Source organism: Mycobacterium sp. NGS34, from assembly GCF_059812845.1.
The window spans coordinates 283566-306837 of sequence record NZ_JCALDM010000007.1; the positions used below are offsets into that span (position 1 = coordinate 283566).

27 protein-coding genes, 1 tRNA gene and 1 pseudogene are annotated in these 23272 nt (G+C 68.5%); 17 read left to right on the top strand and 12 right to left on the bottom strand.

The features are described 5' to 3' along the window. The first annotated feature begins 19 nt into the window (after positions 1–19). The 3 genes from AC5Y7V_RS19515 (at position 20) to AC5Y7V_RS19525 (ending at position 2637) form a co-directional block, all read left to right on the top strand. The gene (locus tag AC5Y7V_RS19515) at positions 20–937 is read left to right on the top strand and encodes an enoyl-CoA hydratase (protein ID WP_499881674.1); all 918 of its coding nucleotides are present in this window, start codon (positions 20–22) and stop codon (positions 935–937) included. Between the two features lie 74 nt (positions 938–1011). Beyond that, on the top strand, positions 1012–1842 hold the full coding sequence (locus tag AC5Y7V_RS19520) for an SDR family oxidoreductase (RefSeq protein ID WP_499881675.1): 831 nt from the start codon (positions 1012–1014) through the stop codon (positions 1840–1842). Between the two features lie 3 nt (positions 1843–1845). Next, a complete protein-coding gene (locus tag AC5Y7V_RS19525; protein WP_499881676.1) occupies positions 1846–2637 on the top strand; it encodes an SDR family NAD(P)-dependent oxidoreductase in 792 nt (263 codons plus the stop codon). Between the two features lie 11 nt (positions 2638–2648). Here the strand turns inward: AC5Y7V_RS19525 and AC5Y7V_RS19530 are convergent, their stop codons facing one another. From AC5Y7V_RS19530 to AC5Y7V_RS19540, 3 genes are all read right to left on the bottom strand, one after another. Next, positions 2649–4205: an LCP family protein gene (locus AC5Y7V_RS19530; protein WP_499881677.1), complete on the bottom strand. Its 1557-nt coding sequence runs from the start codon at positions 4203–4205 to the stop codon at positions 2649–2651. Between the two features lie 288 nt (positions 4206–4493). Then, entirely contained in the window at positions 4494–4877 is a 384-nt protein-coding gene (locus AC5Y7V_RS19535) for an integrase (RefSeq protein WP_499881678.1), read from the bottom strand. 8 nt (positions 4878–4885) lie between these two features. Beyond that, positions 4886–5155, bottom strand: a complete 270-nt coding sequence (locus AC5Y7V_RS19540) for a hypothetical protein (RefSeq protein ID WP_499881679.1) — start codon at positions 5153–5155, stop codon at positions 4886–4888. A 72-nt stretch (positions 5156–5227) separates the two neighbouring features. Here AC5Y7V_RS19540 and AC5Y7V_RS19545 point away from each other — a divergent pair, with 72 nt between their 5' ends. The 3 genes from AC5Y7V_RS19545 to AC5Y7V_RS19555 all read left to right on the top strand — a co-directional run bounded on the left by AC5Y7V_RS19545 (position 5228) and on the right by AC5Y7V_RS19555 (position 7310). Next, positions 5228–5974 (top strand): alpha/beta fold hydrolase, encoded by a 747-nt coding sequence (locus AC5Y7V_RS19545; RefSeq protein WP_499881680.1) that lies wholly within the window; start codon positions 5228–5230, stop codon positions 5972–5974. A 225-nt stretch (positions 5975–6199) separates the two neighbouring features. After that, entirely contained in the window at positions 6200–6376 is a 177-nt protein-coding gene (locus AC5Y7V_RS19550; RefSeq protein WP_499881681.1) for a hypothetical protein, read from the top strand. Between the two features lie 34 nt (positions 6377–6410). Next, positions 6411–7310 (top strand): alpha/beta fold hydrolase, encoded by a 900-nt coding sequence (locus AC5Y7V_RS19555; RefSeq protein ID WP_499881682.1) that lies wholly within the window; start codon positions 6411–6413, stop codon positions 7308–7310. A gap of 15 nt (positions 7311–7325) precedes the next feature. On the opposite strand, the gene AC5Y7V_RS19560 is transcribed toward AC5Y7V_RS19555, so the two are convergent. Next, positions 7326–7814 carry an SHOCT domain-containing protein gene (locus tag AC5Y7V_RS19560; protein WP_499881683.1) on the bottom strand — a complete coding sequence of 163 codons (489 nt, stop codon included), beginning with the start codon at positions 7812–7814 and terminating at the stop codon, positions 7326–7328. 98 nt (positions 7815–7912) lie between these two features. Here AC5Y7V_RS19560 and AC5Y7V_RS19565 point away from each other — a divergent pair, with 98 nt between their 5' ends. The 5 genes from AC5Y7V_RS19565 to AC5Y7V_RS19585 all read left to right on the top strand — a co-directional run bounded on the left by AC5Y7V_RS19565 (position 7913) and on the right by AC5Y7V_RS19585 (position 12410). Then, complete coding sequence (locus AC5Y7V_RS19565) at positions 7913–8560, top strand: S1 family peptidase (protein ID WP_499881684.1); 648 nt, start codon at positions 7913–7915, stop codon at positions 8558–8560. 134 nt (positions 8561–8694) lie between these two features. Continuing rightward, positions 8695–9162, top strand: coding sequence for a lipoprotein LpqH (locus AC5Y7V_RS19570; protein WP_499881685.1), 468 nt, complete (start codon positions 8695–8697; stop codon positions 9160–9162). A 42-nt stretch (positions 9163–9204) separates the two neighbouring features. Next, a complete protein-coding gene (locus AC5Y7V_RS19575) occupies positions 9205–10098 on the top strand; it encodes an MAP_0585 family protein (RefSeq protein WP_499881686.1) in 894 nt (297 codons plus the stop codon). Between the two features lie 58 nt (positions 10099–10156). Next, entirely contained in the window at positions 10157–10933 is a 777-nt protein-coding gene (locus tag AC5Y7V_RS19580) for an enoyl-CoA hydratase (RefSeq protein ID WP_499881687.1), read from the top strand. A 160-nt stretch (positions 10934–11093) separates the two neighbouring features. Further along, positions 11094–12410: a PE domain-containing protein gene (locus tag AC5Y7V_RS19585; RefSeq protein WP_499881688.1), complete on the top strand. Its 1317-nt coding sequence runs from the start codon at positions 11094–11096 to the stop codon at positions 12408–12410. Here AC5Y7V_RS19585 and AC5Y7V_RS19590 read toward each other — a convergent pair. Both AC5Y7V_RS19590 and AC5Y7V_RS19595 read right to left on the bottom strand, forming a co-directional pair. Then, positions 12407–13198 carry a DUF4383 domain-containing protein gene (locus AC5Y7V_RS19590; RefSeq protein WP_499881689.1) on the bottom strand — a complete coding sequence of 264 codons (792 nt, stop codon included), beginning with the start codon at positions 13196–13198 and terminating at the stop codon, positions 12407–12409. The genes AC5Y7V_RS19585 and AC5Y7V_RS19590 overlap by 4 nt on opposite strands. 83 nt (positions 13199–13281) lie before the next feature. Continuing rightward, positions 13282–13896, bottom strand: a complete 615-nt coding sequence (locus AC5Y7V_RS19595) for a TetR/AcrR family transcriptional regulator (RefSeq protein ID WP_499881690.1) — start codon at positions 13894–13896, stop codon at positions 13282–13284. Between the two features lie 64 nt (positions 13897–13960). On the opposite strand from AC5Y7V_RS19595, the gene AC5Y7V_RS19600 reads away from it, so the two are divergent. Further along, positions 13961–14353 carry a hypothetical protein gene (locus AC5Y7V_RS19600; RefSeq protein ID WP_499881691.1) on the top strand — a complete coding sequence of 131 codons (393 nt, stop codon included), beginning with the start codon at positions 13961–13963 and terminating at the stop codon, positions 14351–14353. 86 nt (positions 14354–14439) lie between these two features. Continuing rightward, complete coding sequence (locus AC5Y7V_RS19605) at positions 14440–14670, top strand: deoxyribodipyrimidine photolyase (RefSeq protein ID WP_499881692.1); 231 nt, start codon at positions 14440–14442, stop codon at positions 14668–14670. 24 nt (positions 14671–14694) lie between these two features. Here AC5Y7V_RS19605 and AC5Y7V_RS19610 read toward each other — a convergent pair whose 3' ends face one another. The 3 genes from AC5Y7V_RS19610 to AC5Y7V_RS19620 form a co-directional block, all read right to left on the bottom strand. Next, the gene (locus AC5Y7V_RS19610) at positions 14695–14838 is read right to left on the bottom strand and encodes a hypothetical protein (RefSeq protein ID WP_499881693.1); all 144 of its coding nucleotides are present in this window, start codon (positions 14836–14838) and stop codon (positions 14695–14697) included. Positions 14839–14956: 118 nt separating this feature from the next. After that, a tRNA-Thr gene (locus tag AC5Y7V_RS19615) sits at positions 14957–15028 on the bottom strand. 29 nt (positions 15029–15057) lie between these two features. After that, positions 15058–15774: a hypothetical protein gene (locus AC5Y7V_RS19620; protein WP_499881694.1), complete on the bottom strand. Its 717-nt coding sequence runs from the start codon at positions 15772–15774 to the stop codon at positions 15058–15060. 171 nt (positions 15775–15945) lie between these two features. On the opposite strand from AC5Y7V_RS19620, the gene phoP reads away from it, so the two are divergent. Together phoP and AC5Y7V_RS19630 are read left to right on the top strand one after the other, a co-directional pair. Then, positions 15946–16665, top strand: a complete 720-nt coding sequence (gene phoP, locus AC5Y7V_RS19625; protein ID WP_067155676.1) for a two-component system response regulator PhoP — start codon at positions 15946–15948, stop codon at positions 16663–16665. 28 nt (positions 16666–16693) lie between these two features. Further along, a pseudogene (locus tag AC5Y7V_RS19630) lies at positions 16694–18152 on the top strand (sensor histidine kinase). Here AC5Y7V_RS19630 and AC5Y7V_RS19635 read toward each other — a convergent pair. Beyond that, positions 18124–18528, bottom strand: a complete 405-nt coding sequence (locus AC5Y7V_RS19635) for an HIT family protein (protein ID WP_499881695.1) — start codon at positions 18526–18528, stop codon at positions 18124–18126. The pseudogene AC5Y7V_RS19630 and the gene AC5Y7V_RS19635 sit on opposite strands and share 29 nt — an antisense overlap. Positions 18529–18621: 93 nt before the next feature. Here AC5Y7V_RS19635 and AC5Y7V_RS19640 point away from each other — a divergent pair, with 93 nt between their 5' ends. Both AC5Y7V_RS19640 and AC5Y7V_RS19645 read left to right on the top strand, forming a co-directional pair. Further along, positions 18622–19257, top strand: a complete 636-nt coding sequence (locus tag AC5Y7V_RS19640; protein WP_499881696.1) for a dihydrofolate reductase family protein — start codon at positions 18622–18624, stop codon at positions 19255–19257. 152 nt (positions 19258–19409) lie between these two features. Beyond that, the gene (locus AC5Y7V_RS19645; RefSeq protein WP_499881791.1) at positions 19410–20804 is read left to right on the top strand and encodes a hypothetical protein; all 1395 of its coding nucleotides are present in this window, start codon (positions 19410–19412) and stop codon (positions 20802–20804) included. A 5-nt stretch (positions 20805–20809) separates the two neighbouring features. Here the strand turns inward: AC5Y7V_RS19645 and AC5Y7V_RS19650 are convergent, their stop codons facing one another. Beyond that, entirely contained in the window at positions 20810–21238 is a 429-nt protein-coding gene (locus AC5Y7V_RS19650) for a ketosteroid isomerase family protein (RefSeq protein WP_499881697.1), read from the bottom strand. A 14-nt stretch (positions 21239–21252) separates the two neighbouring features. Further along, on the bottom strand, positions 21253–23268 hold the full coding sequence (locus AC5Y7V_RS19655; RefSeq protein WP_499881698.1) for an FAD-dependent oxidoreductase: 2016 nt from the start codon (positions 23266–23268) through the stop codon (positions 21253–21255). Between the last annotated feature and the right edge of the window lie 4 nt (positions 23269–23272).

Consider the following 23272-nt stretch of genomic DNA (forward strand, 5'->3'; position numbering starts at 1 on the left):
CTAAAGGTAGGTGGGCGGAATGACACTCTCCGACCAGGCCGGCACCCAGGCGACCGGCGCCGATCAGCTGGTGGCCTATGAAACCCTCGATGACGGCCGCATCGCCCGGATCTGGCTCAACCGGCCCGAGGCGCACAACGCGCAGAGCCGCGGGCTGCTGGTCCAGCTCGACGAGGCGTTCCTGCGTGCCGAGGCCGACGACACCGTGCGCGTGGTGATCCTGGCGGCGCGCGGCAAGAACTTCTCCGCCGGTCACGACCTGGGCTCGGAATTGGCGATCGCCGAGCGCAGCCAGCTGCCGAGCTTCCGCATCAACGGCGGCACCCGCGATCCCATTGCGGAAAAGATCTACCTGCAGGAGTGGCACTACTTCTTCCAGAACACGTGCCGCTGGCGCGATTTGCGCAAGATCACCATCGCCCAGGTGCAGGGCAACGCGATTTCGGCGGGCCTGATGCTGATCTGGGCCTGCGACCTGATCGTGGCGGCCGACAACGCGAAGTTCAGCGACGTCGTCGCCGTGCGGCTGGGGATGCCGGGCGTCGAATATTACGCCCACCCTTGGGAATTCGGGCCACGCAAGGCCAAGGAGCTGCTCTTGACCGGCGATGCGCTGGACGCCGACGAGGCCTACCAGTTGGGCATGGTGTCGAAGGTGTTCCCGGTCGACGAGCTGGCGGACAAGACGCTGGAATTCGCCCGGCGCATCGCCGAGCGGCCCACGATGGCGGCGCTGCTCGTCAAGGACTCGGTGAACGCGGCCTCCGACGCGATGGGTTTCACCGAGGCGCTGCGGCACGCGTTCCACATTCACGAGCTGGGCCATGCGCACTGGGCAGCCCACAACGAGAACAGGTACGCCGTCGGCCTGCCGCCCGACGTCGAGGACTGGCGCGACGCCAAGCCCACGCAGATTGCCCGCCGCGATACGCCATAGCGTGACCCGTGTGGCGGCTGTGACCCCTCGCCTATGCTAGAACCCGTTTCAGTTTCGGCGTGAAGGGACGCGGCGTGCAGCTTTCTTTCGACAACCGGACGTACCTGGTGACCGGTGGTGGCAGCGGGATCGGCAAGGGGGTCGCGGCCGGGCTGGTGGCGTCCGGGGCGTCCGTCATGATCGTGGGCCGCAACGCCGATCGGCTGGCGACCGCGGTCCAAGAGATCGAAGTACTCAAGGCGAGCGGCGCGATCCGTTACGAGCCGGCCGACATCACCAACGAGGAGGAGGCCGCCCGCGCGGTGGACGCCGCGACGGCCTGGCACGGCCGGCTGCATGGGGTGGTGCATTGCGCCGGCGGATCGGAGACCATCGGGCCGATCACCCAGATCGACTCGGAGGCGTGGCGGCGCACGGTCGACCTCAACGTGAACGGCACCATGTACGTGCTCAAGCACGCCGCACGCGAACTCGTTCGGGGCGGCGGCGGTTCGTTCGTCGGGATCTCGTCGATCGCGGCCAGCAACACCCATCGGTGGTTCGGCGCCTACGGTGTCACCAAGTCGGCCGTCGACCACATGATGCAGCTGGCGGCCGACGAGCTGGGCCCGTCCTGGGTGCGGGTCAACAGCATCCGTCCCGGCCTGATCCGCACGGATCTCGTTGTGCCCATTACGGAATCACCGGAGCTGAGCGCCGACTACCGGCAATGCACGCCACTGCCACGAGTGGGCGAGGTCGAGGACGTCGCCAACCTGGCGATGTTCTTGCTGTCCGATGCGGCCAGCTGGATCACCGGGCAGTGCATCAACGTCGACGGCGGCCACATCCTGCGGCGCGGCCCCGACTTCTCGGCGATGCTGGAACCCGCCTTCGGCGCCGAAGGCCTACGCGGGGTGGTCTGAGCGATGAAGCGACTCGAGGGCAAGAGGATCCTGGTGACGGGCGCGGCGTCCGGCATCGGCCAGGCCAGCGCGGTGCGATTGCTCGACGAGGGCGCCTCCGTGGTGGCCTCCGATGTCGCGGAAGACGGCCTGGCCGCCACCGGGGCCCTCGCGGACGAGGCCGGGACCGCCGACCGGCTCACCACCATGCCGATGGACGTCGGCGACGAGGGCTCGGTGATCGACGGCGTCCGCCGCGCGGTCCAGAAGCTCGGTGGGCTCGATTCCCTTGTCAACGCGGCCGGCATCCTGCGCGCCGCACACACCCACGAGACCAGCCTCGAACTGTGGAACCGGATCGTCGGGATCAACCTGACCGGAACGTTTCTGGTGGTCCGCGAGGCGCTTCCGACGCTGCTGGGCAATCCACGCAGCGCCATCGTGAACTTCAGCTCCACGTCGGCCTCGTTCGCCCACCCCTACATGGCGGCCTACGCCGCGAGCAAGGGCGGCATCCAGGCCTTCACCCATTCGTTGGCACTCGAATACGCCAAGGACGGCCTGCGTGCGGCCTGCGTGGCGCCGGGCAGCATCAAGTCCGGAATCACCGACGCCACAGGCGGATACATTCCCAAAGACGCCGACTGGTCACTGTTTCCGCGCCTCATGCCGATCCTGCCGACCACCGTCGAATCGAGCGGCGCCGGGATGGCCGAGCCCAGCGCGATCGCCGGCGTCATCGCCATGCTGGTGTCCGACGACGGCGCCTGGATCACCGGCACCGAGATCCGCATCGACGGCGGAACCCACGCCTGATCAACCGCTGGCTAGTTGACGCACGGCACGCCGCCGGCCGCCATCGGTTTTCCTTGATCGGGCGTCGGATACGTGGTGGTGGTTCCGTTGTAGTAGTAGGTGTTCGACTTGCTGGTCGTCGTCGTGGTCGTGGTGTCGTCCATCGCGGTCTCGTCCTGCGACGGCATCGAGAAGTTGGTATCCACGGTCACCCGGATGTGCCCGGGCTGGAGTTCGGCGTTCGGTTGCTTGGGCGCGTCGAGCCCGAGCAGGGTGGCCACGTTGCGTGCGTCGGTCTCGGCCCCGGCGCCGTACTCGACGGTGGTGGCGGTCGGCTCACCCGAATTGCGGTCGCGCACTTGGCCGGCGGTGTAACCGCGCTTCTTCAGGGCGCGGGACACCTCGCTGGCCATCCCGCTCATGCTGCCCGCGTTGATCACGTCGACGACGGTGGACGGACTGGGTTTGGCGGCGGTGGTGGCGGGCGTGGTCGTCGGCGGCGGCGCCCCGATCGCCTCGGCCACCTCGGCCTTGATCGCCGCCGGGTCGATGATGTTGACGTCCTGCCCGTCGATGTTGTCGTAACGCACCACGGGCAGCGTCCGGAATTCGAGGTTGCCGCTGGAGGCCAGCGAGCCCAGCCGTTGGATCAGGTCCTCGTCCCAACCGGCCGACAGCACAACGTCTTTGCGCGCCACCGCCATCAGGCTCTTGAGCTTGTCCAGGTCGGTGAAGGTGCCCGACGCCTGCAGCTCCTGCATGACCGACGAAAGGAACGCCTGCTGCCGATGGGTGCGGTCCAGGTCCCCGTTTTCCAGGCCGTGGCGCTGCCGGACGAACGACAGCGCCTGGGACGCATCCAGCCGCTGCCGGCCGGCGGGGAAGTCCGCGCCCGAATACGAGTCCTCGACAGCGTGATTCAGGCACACCTCCACGCCGCCCAGGGTTTGGGCCAAGTCGTAGAAGCCGGCCAGGTTGACCTCGGCGAAGTAGTCGATCGGAACCCCGGTCAGGCTGCGCACCGCGCGCAGCGTCGCCGCGCGGCCCGCTTCGCGACCCCGAGTTTCGAGTTCCTTCTGGGTGATGCTGCCCTGGCTGGCGAGCTTGTTCGCGACGTACTGCTTCGTAAGCCCGTATGCCTCTTTGATTTTGATGTGGTTGTATCCCGGGACACCGTTGAACGGCACCCAGTCGTCGCGGGGGATGGAAAAGGCGACGGCTTTGTTGTCCGCCCCGACATGGATGAGTATCAGGGTGTTGGTGTTGTACCCGCCGTTATCGGAATCGCCTGCGTGCAAATGCTTTAGGATCGACCAGGGCAGGTCATTGCCGTCCTGGTCTTTGCGCGAGTCCAGCCCGATGAGCAAGATATTCATGTTGTTGCCGCTGGATCGCGGGTCCTCCGACGACAGGGCGTCCGAAACGGTGATGCCGCCCAGCGCGCCGTGGGCGACGTAGTATCCCGCGCCCGTCATGAGCACGGCCCCCACCGATACCAGCGTCATCAGGCTGCGCGTCAGGGCCTTGCGAAGGCGCGACGGTCGCCGAACGGCGCGATGGCGACGATGTGCGCCGCCAGACTGAGCCATCAAAAACCTCGTTCTGTTACCAGCGCACCACCCGCCACCGCAATAGGGGTTTGCGGTGATGTCGCTTGCAGCATGCCGTCAAGTATGCGGTAGCTTGCTGAGAACCCTCTAGTCAAGAGGGCCGGTGTAACCAGGCTCACGCGCCGGGAATACCCGGATTTTATGCCGTCAATCGGGCTGCTACCAGCGCTTTTAGCCGCCTAGGGCGCAGCGGTTCACCGCGCTGGTGTCACGATCGAGCCCGACTTGTTATGGCTCCGGCATCAAATGTTGGCTGCCCGAGCCGATTCAGCAATACGGGTATTCGATGTGCCATTTGCCGTTCACATAGTCGGCGCGGTATTGGCCGCCCAATTGCGGATTGGCGTCCCGGATGACACCGGAGCCGCCGACGTTCGGCGCGAAGCCCGGCGGATCCCAGGTGATCGACTGAGGATTGGGCGGCAGGCTTGGCGTGCAATTGATTTGCTTCTGGATATAGCCGTCTTTGATCTTCTGCTCGGCCGTGGCTTGGTCACCGGCGTCGGGTGCGGGGTCTGCCGGGCAGAAACCGCTTGCGCCGCACATGCTTTGGCGCGTAACGACGAGCACCACCTCGCCGGCGGCCGTGCTCGAAGTCAGCGCCGCCGTCACGAGCAGCCCCGCTGCCGCGGTGCTGGCATGTCGCCACATCTGGACCCCTAGCCCGCCTTGACCAAATCTTCGCCCGAGGTGTAGTAGAGGCGAATGTTTGAGCCCGCGATGATTTCGGCGAGGTACACGCCGATCGGTTCGACCTCGTAGTAGTAGTGAATATTGCCCTGCGGATCGACCGCCGTCGCGCAAAACAGGCCCGGCGCACCGCACCGTTGCTTGACCGGTATCGCGAGGATGGCGATCACCAGCGCGACAAGCAGCCCGACCGCGAGTGGCACTCTGATCGCTGCGTGCCTGGTCGGCCCAGGATGCATCAAAGGAGTGTAAGCGCCGTCCGGGCGACCGGCCCTCCCGCCGGACCGTCGTGTCGTGCCACGATGTTCGCCATGACCCTGGTTCTGGTGCATGGCAATCCCGAGACCTCCGCCATCTGGGGGCCGCTGGTCGAGGCCCTCGGGCGCCAGGATGTGGTGTTGCTGTCGCCGCCGGGGTTCGGGGCTCCGCTGCCCGACGGTTTCGCGGCGACCTACCTGGACTACCGCGACTGGCTCGAAGCCGAGCTGGAGCGCATCGAGCCACCGATCGACCTCGTCGGGCACGACTGGGGCGGCGGGCACGTGGTGAACGCCGTGATGCACCGGCCGGAACTCGTGCGCAGCTGGGCCAGCGACGTCGTCGGGCTGTTCGACCCCGACTACGTCTGGCACGACTTCGCCCAGAAGTGGCAGACGCCGGGTGAAGGCGAAGAGCTGGTGGACGCGCTGCTCGGCGGCACGGACGAGGACCGCGCGGAACGGATGGCCTCGCTCGGCATCCCCATCGAGATCGCAAACTTGATGGCACCGGAGCAGGGGCCGGAGATGGGCCGGGCCATCCTGGCGTTGTACCGCTCGGCGCGCCAGCCCGCCCTGGCCGAGGCCGGTCGGGAGCTGGAGCGGGCTGCGGCCCGACCGGGGCTTTCGCTGCTGGCCACCGAGGACCCCTTCATCGGCGTCGCCGACAACCGGCGCCGGGCCGCCGACCGGGCGGGCGCGCGCACCGAGGTGCTCGAGGGGCTCGGGCACTGGTGGATGGTGCAGGATCCGGCCCGCGGTGCCGCGGCCCTGACCGGCTTCTGGGAAACGCTCGGCTAGGCCGCTATTGGGTTCCGGCTCGTTTCGATGCGCGTGCCCGGCGGGTACGCACTCGGGATGATCGACAGCGAACCCGGTACGCCGGGAGACGCCGGAGCGGCTGACGCCGGCGGAACCACCCGAACGGCTCACGCCGACGGACCCGCCGGAGCAGCCTGACGCCCACGGACCCGCCCGAGCGTGAGACGCCGGCATGACAGACCCGAGCACGGATGGAGATGAGGCATGCGCGCCGAAGAGGGCGACGAAACGATGAAGGACTACGCCGTCGAGGGCGAGCAAACCCTCGGCCGGATCAAGGACTCGCAACGGGCGGGAAGCCCGCTCGGCAGGCTTTTCCTGCGGATAACCAAGTACGTCGGGATCAACAAGGCTTCCCGGGGCGGTCGGCGCGCCGGCTGACTCAGCAACTCTTCGGCGCCGGAAACACCCGGAGATGCCGAGATGGTCTTACTATCCTCTGGTGACCACCGCGCCTGAAACGTTCTCGACCCAGGGCCCCGGCGGTGTCCGCATCGTCGCCGACCGCCTGGGCGATCCCGAGGCGCGGGCCGTGGTGTTCCTGCACGGCGGCGGGCAGACCCGTCGTTCCTGGGCCAAGGCGGCCGCGGCCGTCGCCGAGCGCGGCTTTCAGTCCGTCACCATCGACCTGCGCGGCCACGGCGAATCCGACTGGTCCAGCGAGGGCGACTACCGGGTGGTCAGCTTCGCCGCCGACGTCCAAGAGGTGTTGCGCACCTTGCCGCCGCGGCCGGTGCTGGTGGGCGCGTCGCTGGGTGGGTTCACCACGATGTTGCTGGAGGGGGAACTTTCGCCGGGCACCGCCAGCGCCGTCGTCCTCGTCGACATCGTTCCCAACATGGAGCAATCCGGCGCGAACCGCATCCACAACTTCATGGCCGACCGGGTCGAATCGGGATTCGCGTCGCTCGACGAGGTCGCTGACGCGATCGCCGAGTACAACCCGCATCGCCCCAGGCCCACCGATCTGGACGGCCTGACCACCAACCTGCGCCGCCGCGGCGATCGCTGGTATTGGCATTGGGATCCGCAATTCATCAGTGGCACTGCGCCGAACCCCCCGTTCGAGGTCACCGACGCCGACCGCATGCACACCGCTGTCGAGGCGATTTTGCGCAACGGCGTGCCGATGCTGTTGGTGCGGGGCCAGGTGAGCGACCTGGTCAGCCAGGAGCGCGCCGATGAGTTCCTCGCGCGCTTCCCGCAGGTTGAGTTCACCGATGTGCGCGGCGCGGGACACATGGTCGCCGGCGACCGCAACGACATCTTCGCCGAGGCCGTCCTGGATTTCCTCACCCGCCACGTCGGCGGCTGATCGATCCCGAATTCCCTACTGTCCGAGCAATTTTCGCTTCTGGGCCTCGTACTCTTCGGCGCTGAGAACGCCGCGATCGCGCAGATCCATGAGTTCGGTGAGCCGGTCCACCGGGCTGCGGGCCTGCTCCGCCAGCCATTGGTCGCGCATCGCGAAAGTCGCCTGCTGCGCGGCGTTTTGGGCCTCGGGGGACCGGTCCAGCACGACCTTGCGCTGATCCGAGGGGTCGTAGAGCACCGGCACGACCGTATTGAGCCAGGGCCGCTCCCGTTGCCAGAGCCAGGCCTCGATTTCGGCGTCGAACGCGGGCGCCCCGTCGGGCTGCACCCTGACCGTCATCGCCCAAAGATCCGGAGTCGCTTGGGTGGGTGGGGTCTGATAGAACGGATCGTTGCTCTTGTAGAGCCCCGACATCGCCCGGCGCGTGGACAGCACCGTGGCCATCGCCGCCTTTCCGCGCCGGCGTAGCTTCCGCTCCAGCCGCCGGCTACCGATACCGAACACGCATCCTCCGCTCCGAACCGGATAGAGCCTACGGCAGACGCTCGGCGCGACTCAGCCGCTGCTGTTAGCATGCTGCCCTACACGAGAAGAGAGGCGGCGTGGCCGTGCGTTGGTTGCGGGGGTTGGGGCTGGTCGGTGCCGTCGTCATTGTCGCGACAGCATTGGCGAACCCGGTGTGGGCAAATCCGGGCGTGGAGCCGGGCATCAAGGTCGAGGACGAAAGCAGCACGTGCACAGCGGGTTTCGCTGCGCAGGGCGACGACGGTGGCTATTACCTGATGACCAGCGGGCACTGCGACGCGCACGACGGCTCGGCATGGACCTACGGGGACAACGTGCCCCTCGGCCGGATCACGGCCAGCGAGCACGAAGGCGACACCAGGGACGCCGCGATCATCCGGCTCGATCCGAGCGTCGGCGCACCCATGGGTCACGTCGGGGGCAGGTATGTCGTCCGGGACGTGCTGGGCGCCAACCAGATTCAGGTCGGCATGCCGTTCTGCAAGATCGGCGCGGTCACCGGTGAGACGTGTGGCGCCGTCAAAGGGGTCGAGGGCGACGTCGTCGAAGCCAGCGTGTACAGCCTCAACGGCGACAGCGGCAGTCCCGGCTTCGTGAAGAACCCGGACGGCACCGTCAGCGCCGTCGGCCTGTTGATGTCGTCACCCGACGGCGACGATTACACGACGTACTTCGCGCTCGTGAATCCGCTGCTCGGACGGTGGGGCTTGCGCGTACTGCCCTGAACCCGGCGAACCGAGAATCGACGTTTGCAATCGGTTCGGAACGGGTATCAGGCGCAGCGGCGCTCGGCGGCGTCCGTTCATCGGAGCCTGCCAAACGAAAAGGTAGCGAACCAGCGACACCAAGGAGATCAGTAGTGAAGCGTGGGATCGTGGTCGGGGTAGCGGGCGTGGCCGTGGTGGTCGCGGCGTGCGCCGGCTGTTCGAGCAACAAGTCCAGCACCGGAGCATCATCGAGTTCCGCGCCGGCGGCGGCGGGCCCCCAGGTCATCGTCGACGGCCAGAACCAGAACGTCAGTGGCCAGGTCACGTGCAACTCGGCCAACGGCGTCACCACCATCGGCATCGGCGACCCGACGGCCGGGGTCGGCGCGGTGGTCAGCAACGACAATCCACCGATCGTCCATTCGGTCGGGCTGGGCAGCGTCAACGGCATCGCGCTCGGTTTCTCCGACGCCGCCCCCAACCAGGCCAGCAACGCCGGGGCCGCGGTCAACGGCAAGTCCTACGCCATCAAGGGCACGGCGAGCGGCACCGATATGAGCAATCCGCAGCAGCCGCAGCAGGTGACCAAGCCATTCGAACTGGACGTGACCTGCCCCTAGCGCAGGCGATCGACACCCAAAAAGGGGACGCACCTTATGTCTATGAAACGTATCGTCAGCGCGGCCGCGGTCGCGGCGGGGCTCAGCATCTCCGCCCTGAACCCCGGGTTCGCCAGCTCCGCGCCGCTGGACCCCCCACCCCCGTGCCCGAACTGCCACGGCGGCGGCGGTGGGGGCGGCGGAGCGACGCAGGCCCCGCAGAACCCGCCACAGACGCACGCGCCGAGCACCCAAGCCACCCAGCCGCCGGCGACCCAATCCACGCAGCCACCGGCGACCCAATCCACGCAGCCGCCGGCCACCCAATCCACGCAGCCGCCGGCGACGGAATCCACCCAGCCGCCGGCGACGGAATCCACCCAGCCGCCGACCACCAAGAGCACGCAGCCGTCAGTGACACCGAGCAGCGAGCCGCCGACCTCGCAGACCACCCAGCCGGGCGGGCAAACGACGTCGCCGAGCGCCCAAACCACGGCTCCGGCGAGCGGACAAACCACCACGCCGTCCAGCCCGGCGGCGCGCCCGGCGCTCAATCCGCCGAGCACCCAGCCGCCCCACCCGGCCTACGTCCCGCGCCGCGACCTGGTCTCGGCCAGCGCGGAAATCGGCGGCCCCGCGGGCGATATCCAATTCAGCGTCGTCGGCCGCGGCGCCCCGCCTCCGCCGCCGGCGCGCGGGTGGGGCTGGAACGACGGCCCGGCCCCGCACCACGCCCCGCCCGGCTGGTATGGTCCCCCGCCCCCCGGCGGCTGGGACGGCCCGCCGCCTCCCGGTGGGTGGAACCGCCCCTGGGCCGGCCCGCCGCGCGACGTGGTCTACGCCCGGTCCGACTTCGGCCCGTTCGAGTACAACACCTTCACCGTCTTCCCAGTCTTCAACTGGTATTACGGCGGGTGGGGCTACTGGTTCTTCGGCGTCTGGGTCCCGCTGTACTGACGTCCTTGGGCCACTTTTAGTGGCTGACCTTTGCCCGCGACTCGTGTAGGCGTAGAGCATGCACACGACGGACAGGCAATTCGTCAGGCTGGGTCGCGACGGCGGCGCGCTCACCATCGAGTTGATCAACTCCAAGACGCTGAACATCCTCGGCACCGGCGCCATCGAGGAGCTGACGCGGGCGTTCGACACCGTCAGCCACGACGGCGACGTGCGGGTCGTCGTGTTGCGCGGAGCCGGGGAGAAGGCGTTCATCGGGGGCGCCGACATCAACGAGATGGTCGCGCTTGACCAGTCCAGCGCGGAGGTGTTCATCCGGCGGCTCGCGGGGTTATGCGAGGCGATTCGCGACTGCCCCGTCCCCGTCATCGCGCGGCTCGCGGGGTTCTGCCTCGGCGGCGGCCTCGAGGTCGCGGCGGCCTGCGACCTGCGAATCGCGGAACCGGGCGCCAAGTTCGGGATGCCGGAGGTGGCGGTCGGCATCCCGTCGGTCATCCACGCGGCATTGATCCCGAGGCTGATCGGCGCCTCGCACGCGGCCTGGCTGCTGCTCACGGGCGAGACGATCGACGCCGCCACGGCCGCCGCCTGGGGCCTGGTGCACGAGGTCGTCGCGGCCGACGCCCTCGACGCCCGCATCGCCGAGCTCAGCGCCAGGCTCGGCGGCTTCGGCCCGCAGGCGGTCCGGCAGCAAAAGCGTCTCCTCAACAACTGGCTCGATACGACCGTTCACGGCGCCATCGAGGACAGCATCGAGCAGTTCGGCCTGGCGTTCCTGACCGGCGAGCCGCAACAGCACATGCGGGCGTTCCTCACGCGCAAGAAGGGCCGATAAGCAGCCCCCTACCGCGAGCGTGCAACGCCGAAAGGCCCACTCGGGAAATGCGTCGATAGTTGCACTTTCGCGTGATGCTGATTGGTCGAAACCGGCACATCTTCGCGTGTAGCGCTCCATGATGGCTAGTACTCAACACCAAACCGGGGGGTTTAGGCGTATGTCATCTGTGTTCGTGGTGCCGGAGATCCTGGAGACGGCCGCGGCCGATGTGGCGCGCATCGGTTCGGCCGTCACGGCCGGCAATCTGGTCGCGGCCATCCCGACGACCGAGCTGGCGGCGGCGGGCGCCGACGAGGTGTCGGCGGCCATCGCGGTGCTGTTCGGCGCGCACGCCCAGCAGTATCAGGCCTCGGCGGCGCAGGCGACGACCTACTACGAGCAGTTCGTGCGCACGTTGAGCGCGGGGGCCGCGTCGTATGCGGCCACCGAGGCGGTCTCCGCCGCGAGCCTTCCCAGCGGGCTGCAGACGTTCCTCGACGCTCCGCTCAACACGATCACCGGGGTCTGGGCCAACAGCCCGCTCGGCAGCGCGATCGATCAGGCGTTGTTCGGCACCGGCGGCAATCAGCAGTCGATCGTCATCGACTTCGTGCGGCACGGGCAGTCAGTTGGCAACGCGGCCAACCTGATTGACACGGCCGTGCCGGGATTGCCCCTCACCCCACTGGGCGTGCAACAGGCGACGGCGATCGGCACCGCGCTGGGTCCGCAAGGCAATTTCGCCGGTGTTTTCGAGTCGCAGCTGACCAGGGTGCAGCAGACCGCGTTCTACGCCGGCATGACCAACGTGCCGGCATTGGCCGGGCTCAACGAGATCAGTGCCGGCGCCTTCGACGGCGCGCCCGACATCAGCCCCCAGGGCCTGCTATATCTGGTCGCCCCGCTGGCGTGGACGCTTGGATTCCCCATCGTGCCGATGCTTGCCCCCGGCTCGGCGCACATCAACGGGGTCGTTTTCGACCAGGGCTTCACCAATGCGATGCAGACGATGTATGGCACCGCCATCACGAACCCCGTCGTGAACCCCGCGAACGGCCACATCACCGACGTCGGGTTCTCGAGCGAGTTCGCGATCGAGGTCGGCACGCTCATGAACGTCAACAATCCCGATCCCTTGCTGATGCTCACCCACCCGCTGCCCAACACCGGCGTCGTCGTGGTGCAGGGCAGCCCGCAGGGTGGCTGGACGATGACCAGTTGGGACGGCATACCCGTCGGCCCGCCGACCTTGCCGACCAAGCTGTTCGTCGACGTGCGCGACCTGATCACGGCGCCGCAATTCGCGGCGTGGAACAGTTGGGCGGCTCTCGGCACCGGCGACCCGCTGACGATCGCCGGCGCGGTGCAAAACGGCGTCGACGAGGTCGCGGCGGCGACGGTGCACTTCCCCGTCGCGGTGACCCGCGACCTGATCCACGCGGTGACCAACACCAGCGTCAGCGGGCTGACGACGGAGTTGAGCGGCTTGCTCTAATGACCGCGGCGGCGTATCCAGATGGCGACGCCGACCACGGCCACCAGGACCGCCACGGCCACGAGAACGCGACGTGGTTGCGCCCTATCGGTCATCCGATCGACGGAATGCCTTACCGGCGTTGATATTTCGGCATCGGGCGGAGAGGGGTCGTTGGTTTCCGGGTTGCTCGACTGCCCGAAGTCGGCGGGTTGAGGAGCGTTTGTTTGAGCGCCCGGCTCGGGCGTACGTGCGGCCGCGGCGGGGGGTATTCCGGTGACCGCTTCGGGGGACCGGGGCGTGCGCCGATCGCCGGCGCGACCCCGCCGTCGCGGCGCCCATACCTCGTCTCCCAACTCGTCGGGAATCAGCCACATCAGCAGCGCGAGGTTGACCACCGCCAGCACCCCGTGCAGCAAGATGTCGGCGGCGTGGAACCCCATCGGCGTCGGGATCCTGCGCGCCGTGGCGACACTGCTGAAGAACAGCAACATCGTGTAGCCCAGCGCGCTCAGCGCGGTGACCGTCACCGCCGCGCGGCGGCTGCCGACGGCGGCGATTGCCAGGATCCCGAAGGCCAGCAACAGGCCGCTGTGCGCCGGGGTCGACGTCAGGCCGAGAACGGGGGCTCCGGTGGGCCCGGCGTGCGGAGACAGGGCCGCCGAGACCAGCCCGGCAACGCCGAAGGCGCTTACCGCCGCACCCTCGGCCAGCAGGAACCAGCGCCCGCTGTGGAAGCGCCCCGGATCCATCGGCACCCGCCGCCAACCCGACGTCAAGCCGGGAACGTGCCCCGCGGTAACCGGCATCGCGCAACCTCCAGGTCGAACAAACTCCTTGTCATCGGCTACCCGCGACCGGCCGGACTACTCTGGCGGGTTTTCGCGCCGGCTCAAGGATTGAGCACCCGTTCCCAGATCGTCGCCAACGTGTCGACGAGCGCCCGCACCTCCGCATCCGACGCGGCAGGGGCGAGGGTCAGCAGCCGATGCACATTCATCGTCACCAGGGCAGTGGCCGTCCCGTGCGGATCGGCAACATCGGTCTTCAGGGCGGCCATGAGCTCCTCGGCGACCGCCACCACGGGTTCGATCAGGGCCGATCGCGCCGCGGTGACCTCGGGATCATCGCCGGACGACCAGAACACCGCGCGCAAGATCGCCCCGTGCCGCCGATACGTGTGCGCTGCACTGAGCAGAGCTGCGCGCCCGGCCGCCACCGGGTCGTCGGCTTGGCGCCATCGGTCCAGTGCCGCGTCCGCGTCGACGCGCAGGGGGCGGATCAGCGCGGCGATCAATTCGGCGCGGTCGCGGAAGTACACATAGAAGGACTTGCGCGACAGGGTGGTCCGGTCCATGATCGCCGCCACGCTGACCGCGTGCGCCGGCTGCTCGGCCAGCAATTCGCCAGCGGCGTCGAGGATTTCGCGGCGAGCCTCGGCTGGGGCGCGCCGGCGCCGCGCCGGGGGACCGGATCCTGCTTCCTCGGCCAGTCGCGTTACTGCCACGGTGGCAGTATAGTCATGACCCGTTACTGCCACAGTGGCATTAACATCGGTAGAGGAGCTTCCAATGAGGTATGGCTGGACGGGCGCGGCGAGCGCTCCACGCTGGTATTGCCTGGTCGTCGCGCTGTTTCTCGGGGTGCGCGCGACCTCGACGATGGCAACGGGGGCCAGTTTCGGCTTACCCGGCGATGGCTGGAGATCGGTTTGGCAGCTGGCGATGGTCGCCGTGCTCGCCACCGGAATCGCACGCCCGCGGGCCGCGGGCGTGGCCGCGGGGGTGGTCGGCCTGATCTACGTGGCGGCCACCGGGCTCGAGGCGTTGCACGGCACCGACCTCTTGGGTGCGGTGCCGGTGGACACGCGCGACCGCATCGTTCACCCGTTGCTGGCCGGACTCGCCGGCCTCAGCTTGCTGCTGGGAAAGCGCCGCTCCGAGGCGGCGATCTCGGATCGCTGACGGCTGGCTTGGTTGCTGGGCCGTTTGGGTATGTATGCGAAGAGATCGGCGCACGCCCGGACTGTGTCGTTCACGAAGGAGGCACCATGTTGCACAGCATTGTCCTTGCAGCGGCACAACAGCCCGAGGCCGCGGGCATCATCCTCAGGGGGATCAAAGGCATCTTCGTCGCGATCGGAAGCGTCATCGCCGCCATCGTGTGCGCCGTGATCGCCGGCATGAAGGGCCGCAGCGCGATCGTCTGGGGCATTCTCGGACTGTTCTTCTCGATCATCACGCTGATCGTCGTGATCGTCATTCCGTCGAAGAAGTCGTGATCACTGGCTCGCGAAAAGCTCTGGCTACCAACCCCACTCGTCCTCGTCTAAGACGTCGACGGTGAGCGAGTTGTCGGCAGGGCCCTGCGTCCCGTAGAGGAAAGTGATCAGGGTGCGGTCATCGTCGAGGGGCTCGGTCGCGACGACGGTGGCGTGCCCGATCTTCATGCGGATCCTGTCTCCGGGCTTCAATTCGTCGACACGCCTAAGGGGCACGCTCAACCATAAATGCCGGTGACGCTGCGCATGCCGCAACCGCCTCCTTGTCGGCGCGCGCTGTCATCGGAGCCCCCTGTCAGGATTGAACTGACGACCGCTCGCTTACAAGGCGAGTGCTCTACCACTGAGCTAAGGAGGCCGGGTAAACCAAGCAGCAAGCCTAACGGTTCACTCGTCGCTCTCGATGATCCGCGTTGAGCGCACCGGCCGCGACGACGGACGCCGCCGGCCGGGCAGCGGAATCCGGTCGGCGATGTTGCTCAACGGATTGACCACCATGGTGAGCCCGATGACGGCGTCCTGCAGCGTGGCGATGGCCGGCTCCAGTGCCTCCATCCCCGGCGTCAGCCGGGCCAGGGTGTCGGCGACGCCGGCGAGCTGGTCCAGCGGACCGTTCTTGGCGGTCAGCTTGTCGACCAGCCCGCCCTCGGAGAGCAGGCGGTCCGCCAGGCCGTCCTCGGACAGCAGGCGCTCGATCAACCCGTCTTCATCGAGCAATTGATCCGCCAGCCCACCAGGCTGCAGCGCGCGCTGCAACCCTCCGCCCTCGGCGGTCAGCCGGTCGAGCACGCCGCCCTCCGACGTCAGCATGTCGACCACCCCGCCCGGTCGCAGCAGCCGGTCCAGCGGCCCGTCGGTCGCCACGGCGCGCCCCAGCGGGGCGTCCTCATCCAGCAGCCGGGCCAGCCGGTTGGCGCGCACGATCGCCTCGTCGATCCCGAACATCGAAGCCATTGCGTTGGTTCCCGAGTCCCCGGCATCGCCCAGCGCGCGCTTCGCCACCCCCACCGCCGCGGTGGCGACGTTCAAGCCCGCGTCGGCCGCGGCCAGCCCCACCCGGGCGGGGGCCGTCGCAAGCGACACGATTCCTTTGGCGAAGTTCATGCCTCCAGAGTCTATTCGCGACACACCCTGCCCGACCCCAGCCGTTCCAAGCTCATACCATGATTCTTTGCAGACTGTTAGCAGACGACTGGCATCGAGCTTTCAGGAATCACACAATAATTGGAAAGGCTTCTCCAAATAAGTGTTCAAGCAAAGGACAGATGTGACCTCATGACAGCGCCCAGCCAAAGCGGATCCAAACCGGAAGCTCGCGTCCTCGTGATCGACGACGAGGCCAACATCGTCGAACTGCTCTCCGTCAGCCTCAAGTTCCAGGGGTTTGAGGTGTACACCGCCACCAATGGGGCCCAGGCGCTGGATCGGGCCCGTGACGCCCGCCCCGACGCGGTGATCCTCGACGTGATGATGCCCGGCATGGACGGCTTCGGGGTGCTGCGGCGGCTGCGCGCGGACGGCATCGACGCCCCGGCGCTGTTCTTGACCGCCCGCGACTCCCTGCAGGACAAGATCGCGGGCCTGACGCTGGGCGGCGACGACTACGTGACGAAGCCGTTCAGCCTCGAGGAGGTCGTGGCGCGGCTGCGGGTCATCCTGCGGCGCGCCGGCAAGGGTGGGGCCGAACCGCGCAACGCCCGGCTGAGTTTCGCCGACATCGAGCTCGACGAGGAGACCCACGAGGTGTGGAAGGCCGGCGAACCCGTGTCGCTGTCGCCCACCGAGTTCACCCTCCTGCGCTACTTCGTGATCAACGCCGGCACCGTGCTGAGCAAGCCGAAGATCCTCGACCACGTCTGGCGCTACGACTTCGGCGGCGACGTGAACGTCGTCGAGTCCTACGTCTCGTACCTGCGCCGCAAGATCGACACGGGGGAGAAGCGGCTGTTGCACACCCTGCGCGGCGTGGGCTACGTGCTGCGGGAGCCGCGCTGAGCGGCGGGCGGTAGCGAGGAAGATGGGCATGCCCAACAAGATTCGACGCGGATTGCCGCTACGGGTGGGGCTGGTGGCCGCCACCCTACTTCTTGTGGCCTGCGGTCTGGCGGTCTCCGGCCTGGCCGTCACCTCGATCCTGCGGCACAGCCTGATCAGCCGGATCGACCAGAACCTGCTGGACGCCTCCCGCAGCTGGGCGCAGGCCCCGCGGCGGCAGTCACCGCCGCCGTATGAAGGCCCCGACCCCGGGCGGCCGCCGTCGAAGTTCTATGTGCGCGGCATCGGCACCGACGGCACCCCATTCACCGCCATCAACGACCGCAACGCCGAACCCGCGCTGCCGCCCGACAACGACGTGGGTCCAAATCCGACGACGCTGCCCTCGGTCAACGGTTCGGACATCCAGTGGCGCGCGGTGTCGGTGCGCGGGCCACACGGCCTGACCACCGTCGCGGTCGACCTGTCCGACGTGCAGCACACGCTGAGCTCCCTGGTCTGGTTGCAGATCGGCATCGGGGTGGCGGTGCTGGCCGTCGTCGGGATCGCCAGCTTCGCGGTGGTGCACCGCAGCCTGCGGCCGCTGACCGAGGTCGAACACACCGCCGCCGACATCGCCGCGGGCCAGCTGGATCGCCGCGTCCCAGAACGCGATCCCCGAACCGAGGTGGGCCGACTTTCGTTGGCGCTCAACGGGATGCTCACCCAGATCCAGCGGGCGGTGGCCTCCTCGGAGTCGTCGGCCGAGAAGGCCCGCGGTTCCGAGGAACGGATGCGACGGTTCATCACCGACGCCAGCCACGAGCTGCGTACGCCGCTGACTACCATCCGCGGCTTCGCGGAACTGTATCGCCAGGGTGCCGCGCGCGACGTGTCGATGCTGTTGTCGCGCATCGAAAGCGAGGCCAGCCGGATGGGCCTGCTGGTCGACGACCTGTTGCTGCTGGCCCGCCTGGACGTGCAGCGACCGCTGGAACACAACCGCGTCGACCTGCTGGCGCTGGCCAGCGACGCCGTGCACGACGCGCAGGCGATCGACCCCAAGCGCGCCATCACCATGGAGGTCCTCGACGGCCCCGGCACCCCGGAGGTGCTCGGCGACGAACCCCGCATCCGCCAGGTGCTCAGCAACCTCGTCGCCAACGCCCTGCAGCACACCCCGCCCAGCGCCGACGTCACCGTTCGCGTCGGCACCGCGGGCCGCAACGCGGTGCTCGAGGTCGCCGACAAGGGTCCGGGCATGAATCAACAGGATGCGTCGCGGGTTTTCGAGCGGTTCTACCGCACCGACTCGTCGCGGGCGCGGGCCAGCGGCGGCACCGGCCTTGGGCTGTCGATCGTCGACTCGTTGGTGCGCGCGCACGGCGGCGACGTCACGGTGACGACGTCACCCGGTGAGGGGTGCTGCTTCCGCGTCACACTGCCCCGCGTCAGCGACGTGTCGGCGCCGGAGCCGGCTCACGCCAGCTGAGCCAGGGCCGCCTTGATCTTGGCTTGGGCCGCATCGAGGGATTCCGCTGACGGGTTGCGATCCACGTTGGCGAAACCGAAGTCGCTCAGGCTGCGGGTGGGGAAGACGTGGACGTGCAAATGGGGGACCTCCAGCCCGGCGATGATCATGCCGGCACGCTCCACCCGGAACGCCTTGCAGAGTGCCCTGCCGATCAGCTGGCTCACCGCCATGACGCGGGCGAACACCGCGCCGTCGACGTCCTGCCACTGATCGATCTCGGCTCGGGGCACCACCAGCGTGTGGCCCTGTGTCATCGGCTCGATCGTCAGGAACGCGACGATGTCGTCGTCCTCGTAGACGAAACGGCCGGGGAGTTCACGGTTGATGATCTTGGTGAAGATCGACGCCATGGCCCCCAGCATAGGTTCGGCGATCGACCGATGAGTTTGGCGGGTGCGGACGGTCAACCCTGCGACGACCCACGACCCAAAAGGAGTCCCGCCATGTCGCAGGTGCGCGTGCACAATTTCTCGGTTTCTCTCGACGGCTTCGGCACGGGCATCGGACAACGCGCGGATGCGCCGTTCGGGCACGCCGGCGGCCGGCTGCACGAGTGGTTCTTCGCCACGCGCACCTTCCGCGCGATGCACGGCGAGCCGGGTGGGACGACGGGCATCGACGACGCCATGGCCCGCGCGTGGGTGCCCGGGATCGGCGCCGAAATCATGGGACGCAACAAGTTCGAGCCATCGGACGCCGGCGAAGGATGGACGGGCTGGTGGGGCGCCGACCCGCCGTTTCACACCCCGGTTTTCGTGCTTACCCACCACCCCCGGCCGCCGATCGAGATGGACGGCGGCACCACCTTCCATTTCATCGACGCCGGCCCCGCGGAAGCCCTCGAGATCGCCCGAAAAGCCGCCGGAGGCCTCGACATTCGCCTCGGCGGGGGACCGTCGAGCATCCGCCAATTCCTCGCCGCGGACCTCGTCGACCGGATGCACGTCGCGGTGGTGCCCATCATCTTGGGGCGTGGGGAGCCGCTGTGGCAGGGGCTGGAGGGCCTCGAGCAGCGTTTCGCGGTGGAGTCGGTGACCGGCCCCAGCGGCGTTACTCACCTGAGCTTTACCCGACGTTAGGCAGCTGCGTCTGCCGCGCCGTCTCGACGCCGAATCGTTAGCGCACCGTTGCCATTTCGTTCCGCGGTGTCGGGAAAATCACTGTACGCAATTCACGGGAGGAGACCTCTGTGCGGTTTCCCGTGGCATTGTTGGCCGCTTGCGCCGTCGCCATGGCCCCGGCCCTCGTCTCCGGCGCGGCGGCGTCCGTGCGGGCGGCCGCCGCGTTCGGGCCGTTGGCGCCGCCCAACCCGTTCATGGCGCCGCTGGGGCTAGCGTCGCTGCACAACGACTCCGAATCATCCGACGCCGGAACGCTTCCCGGTCCGGGCGCCCACCTGGTCCCGATCTTCGGCTACCCGCTGCTGGCGGCGTGCCCGACGATCATGCAGGGCACCGACGGGCTGGTGTTGGCGCTGTGCACCACCGACATCGGCCAGACCCCGACCGTCGTCCTGATCGATCCCGGTGGCTGGGTCCCGGTCTTCGTTCCGCTGGCCAAGCTGCACGTCGCCAAGGGCGGCCTGCTCGGCGGCGTCTACGCGTATCTGGACAACAACAATCAGGTGGTGATGATCGACGGCACCAACCATCTGCTGCGCATCGCCCATGTCAAGGACGGCGCGCTGGGGTGTTGGAAGCTGGTCATCACCGAGTCCACCGACCTGTCCGGCGCGATACCCGCCGGCGACAATTCGGTGGGCTTGGTCCCCGACTATGCGGGCAACGTCTGGTTCGCCACCGGCAACGGCGTCGTGGGCGTAGCCAAGCCGGGCGGCGGCGTCGCCACCGTGCAGCTGCCCGCGGGCGAGCAGGTGGCGAACAGCATCTCGTCGGCGCCCAGCGGGCGCGTCGCGGTGGCCACCACCTTCGCCGTCTACGAGTTGAACCTCGACATCGTGGGCAACCCGCAAATCCTTTGGCGCGCAGCGTATGACCGCGGCCCGGCCCGCAAGCCCGGCCAGCTGAGCTGGGGGACGGGCTCCACCCCGGTGTACTTCGGCCCGACCACCGGCGCCGACTACCTGACCATCGTCGACAACGCCAGCCCCCAGGTGCACGCGCTGGTCTACCGGTCCGGCACCGGCCAATTAGTCTGCCAGCAACCGGTTTTGACCCTGGGCGGTCCGGGCAGCGAGAACGCGCCGATCGGGGTCGGCAACTCGGTGTTCGTGTCGAGCACCTATGGGTACCCCTACCCGGCGGTTCCCGCCGGCGCGCCCCCGGCGGTTCCGCCGACGGCGCCGTTCACCGGCGGCATGACCCGGGTCGACGTCGACAACCCCGGATGTCACACGGTGTGGGAGAACAAAGTTCGAAGCGCGGCGCTGCCGCACCTGTCGATCGCGGACGGCCTGCTTTACACCATCACGCGGATCGGGTGCGACAACACGACACCGCTCGACCTGTTCGCCTACGGCGTGGTCGACGCCGGCAACGGGGCGCTGCTCTGGCAGCAGCCGAAGTCGCTAACCATCCTCAGCGATCCGCTGCAGACCCCGACCATGGTGCTGATGGACGGTAAGGCCATGCAGGGCAACCTCACCGGGCTGGGCCGCATCGGCTGAGCGGCTCAGTCCTCCTTGCCGAACTTCATCATGTCGAGGTTCCAGTAGCCGCGCATGTTGGTGATCAGCCCCGCGTCGTTGACCTTGTAGGTGAACACCCCGCGCACTGAGCTGGTGAACCCGCCCTCGAACTTGCTGTCCAGCACCAGGATATGGGCGATCTCGTCCGGCGAACTCGACGGGAACGTCTCCTCGCAGGTGATGGTCAGCTGGTTGGCCGCGATGTTGTTGTCGTAGAAGGCCGCGACGCCCTCCTTGCCCTTGACGCCTTCGCCATCGGGGTTGGTGACGGACTTGCCGATCGGGTCCTCGACGACGACGTCGTCGGCCATCAGAGCCAGCCAGCCCTCCCGGTCGTGGGCTTGCACGCAGCGCCACGAGGATTGCGATGCGGCCAGTGCCGGGGAGGCCTGAGATTGCGCGGTTTCGGTCATGCTGTTCTCCTTCTCTAGATCGCGCACGCGGCGCGTGCGCCTTCCTCGGTGGCTTTGCGGATGAGGCCGAGGCCGGTGCAGTCGCCGGCGGTGTGCACCTCGGCACCGGGCAGGGCGGCGACCAGGGTGTCGAACAGGGTGGTGTCGGGCTGGACCGCCCCGGCGATGACGACGCTGTCGGCGGCCAGCTGCCGCGTGGCGCCGCCGGCGGGTACAAACACCACGGCCTGCGCGGTGATCCGTTCGACGGCCGCGCGCACGTGCACGGTGACCCCGAGCCGGTCGAGGCGATCCATGTGTTCAGTCTTGCGCTTGTTGCCCACCTCGGGGGCAATGTCCTTGCCCGCCTCGAGGATTGACACGAGCCTGCCCCGGGCGGCGAGGAACTCGGCGAGCTCGAGGGCGACCAGGTCGCCGCCGATGATGGCGACTCGCCGGCCCAACGGCATCCACGCGCGGCTCGCCAGACGGAACGCTGCGGGGTACAACAGCCGCTGTCGCCGGCCGGCGAACAGGCGGCCATCGAGCAACTCGCGCAGCCCGGGCCCGGTGTGCACGTGCGGCAGGCCGGCGCCCGGAATGGTGGGCACCGCGACGTGGCCGCCGGTGGCCACCACCACCGCATCGGGCCCTTGTGCGGCCACCTCGTCGGCGGAAACGCTTTGTCGCAACCGAACTTTGACGGTGCTCGCCTTGATCTCGTCGCGCAGGTATCGCAGGAACGGCTGATTCTCCGGATGCAGCACCGCCGCCCAGCGCAATGCCCCGCCGAGTTGGCCGGCGCGCTCGAAGAGCGTGACGCGGTGGCCGCGTTCGGCGGCCACGCGGGCGGCCTCCAGGCCGGCCGGCCCTCCGCCGATCACCACCACGCGCTTGGCGCGGTCGGCGCGCGGCCCGGCCAGCTCCCGCTCCTTGCCGGTGCGGGGGTTGACGGCGCAGTCGACGGAGAAGCGTTGTTCCATTGCGTCGATGCAGTTTTCACACGAGATGCACTTGCGGATGCGATCCGCCCGGCCGGATCGCAGCTTGCCGGGCAGGTCGGGGTCGGCCAGCAGCGGGCGGCCCATCGCGATGAAATCGGCGCGGCCGTCGGCCAGGATCCGCTCGGCCCGGACCGGGTCGTGGATGCGGCCCACGGCGATCACCGGCACGTCGACCACCTGCTTGACCGCGGCCGCGGCGCCCACGTTGAGCTCGTCGCCGTCGTCGGCGCCGTTGACCATCCCGGTGACGAGCCGGTCGATCACGCCGCCGCTGACGTGGAACGCGCTCACCCCGGCGGCGACGAGTTCGGTGGCGAGCTGCGCGGTTTCGTAGATCGGCCGGCCTCCCGCGACCCGCTCGTAGCCGGAGATGCGCAACGTGATCGGCAGGGCGTCGCCGACCTCCGAGCGGATCGCGGCCAGCGCCTCGAGCACCACGCGCACCCGACCTCGCGCCGAGTCGCCCCGGTAGTCGTCGGTGCGCCGGTTGCGTTGTGGGGCAAGGAAAGAGCCGAGCAGCATATAGCCGTGCGCGGCGTGCAACTCGATGCCGTCGTAACCGGCCTCGACGGCGCGGAGCGCCGCGGCCTTGAACAGATCGAACACCTCGCAAAGCTGCCGCTTGCTGATCTCGGCCGAGGGCCGCCCGGTGAGGTAGGAGGGGATCACCGAGGGGCCCAGCGAGGTGACGCCGAAGATCTCCGGCCCCAGCCCGTCGGGCCCGGCGTGCACGATCTGGGGCTGGATCTTGGCGCCGTGTTCGTGCACCACCTCGACCAGCGCCCGGTGCGCCGTAACGGCGTCGTCGGTGGCCAGGTGCAGGCCCCCGGGCGTCTCGGGGTGCTGGTGGTCGACCCCGGTGGCGCCCAACGTGATCAGGCCGACCCCGCCCTTGGCGCGCGCGGCGAAGTAGTCGCGGGTGCGTTGTGACGGCAGCCCGTCGGGGGTGCCGTACATGGTCTCCATGGGAGACATGACCACCCGGTTGCGCACCGCCATGGCGCCGATTCGTCCCGGCGCCAACAGGTGTGGGAAGCCGGTGCTCACCGGC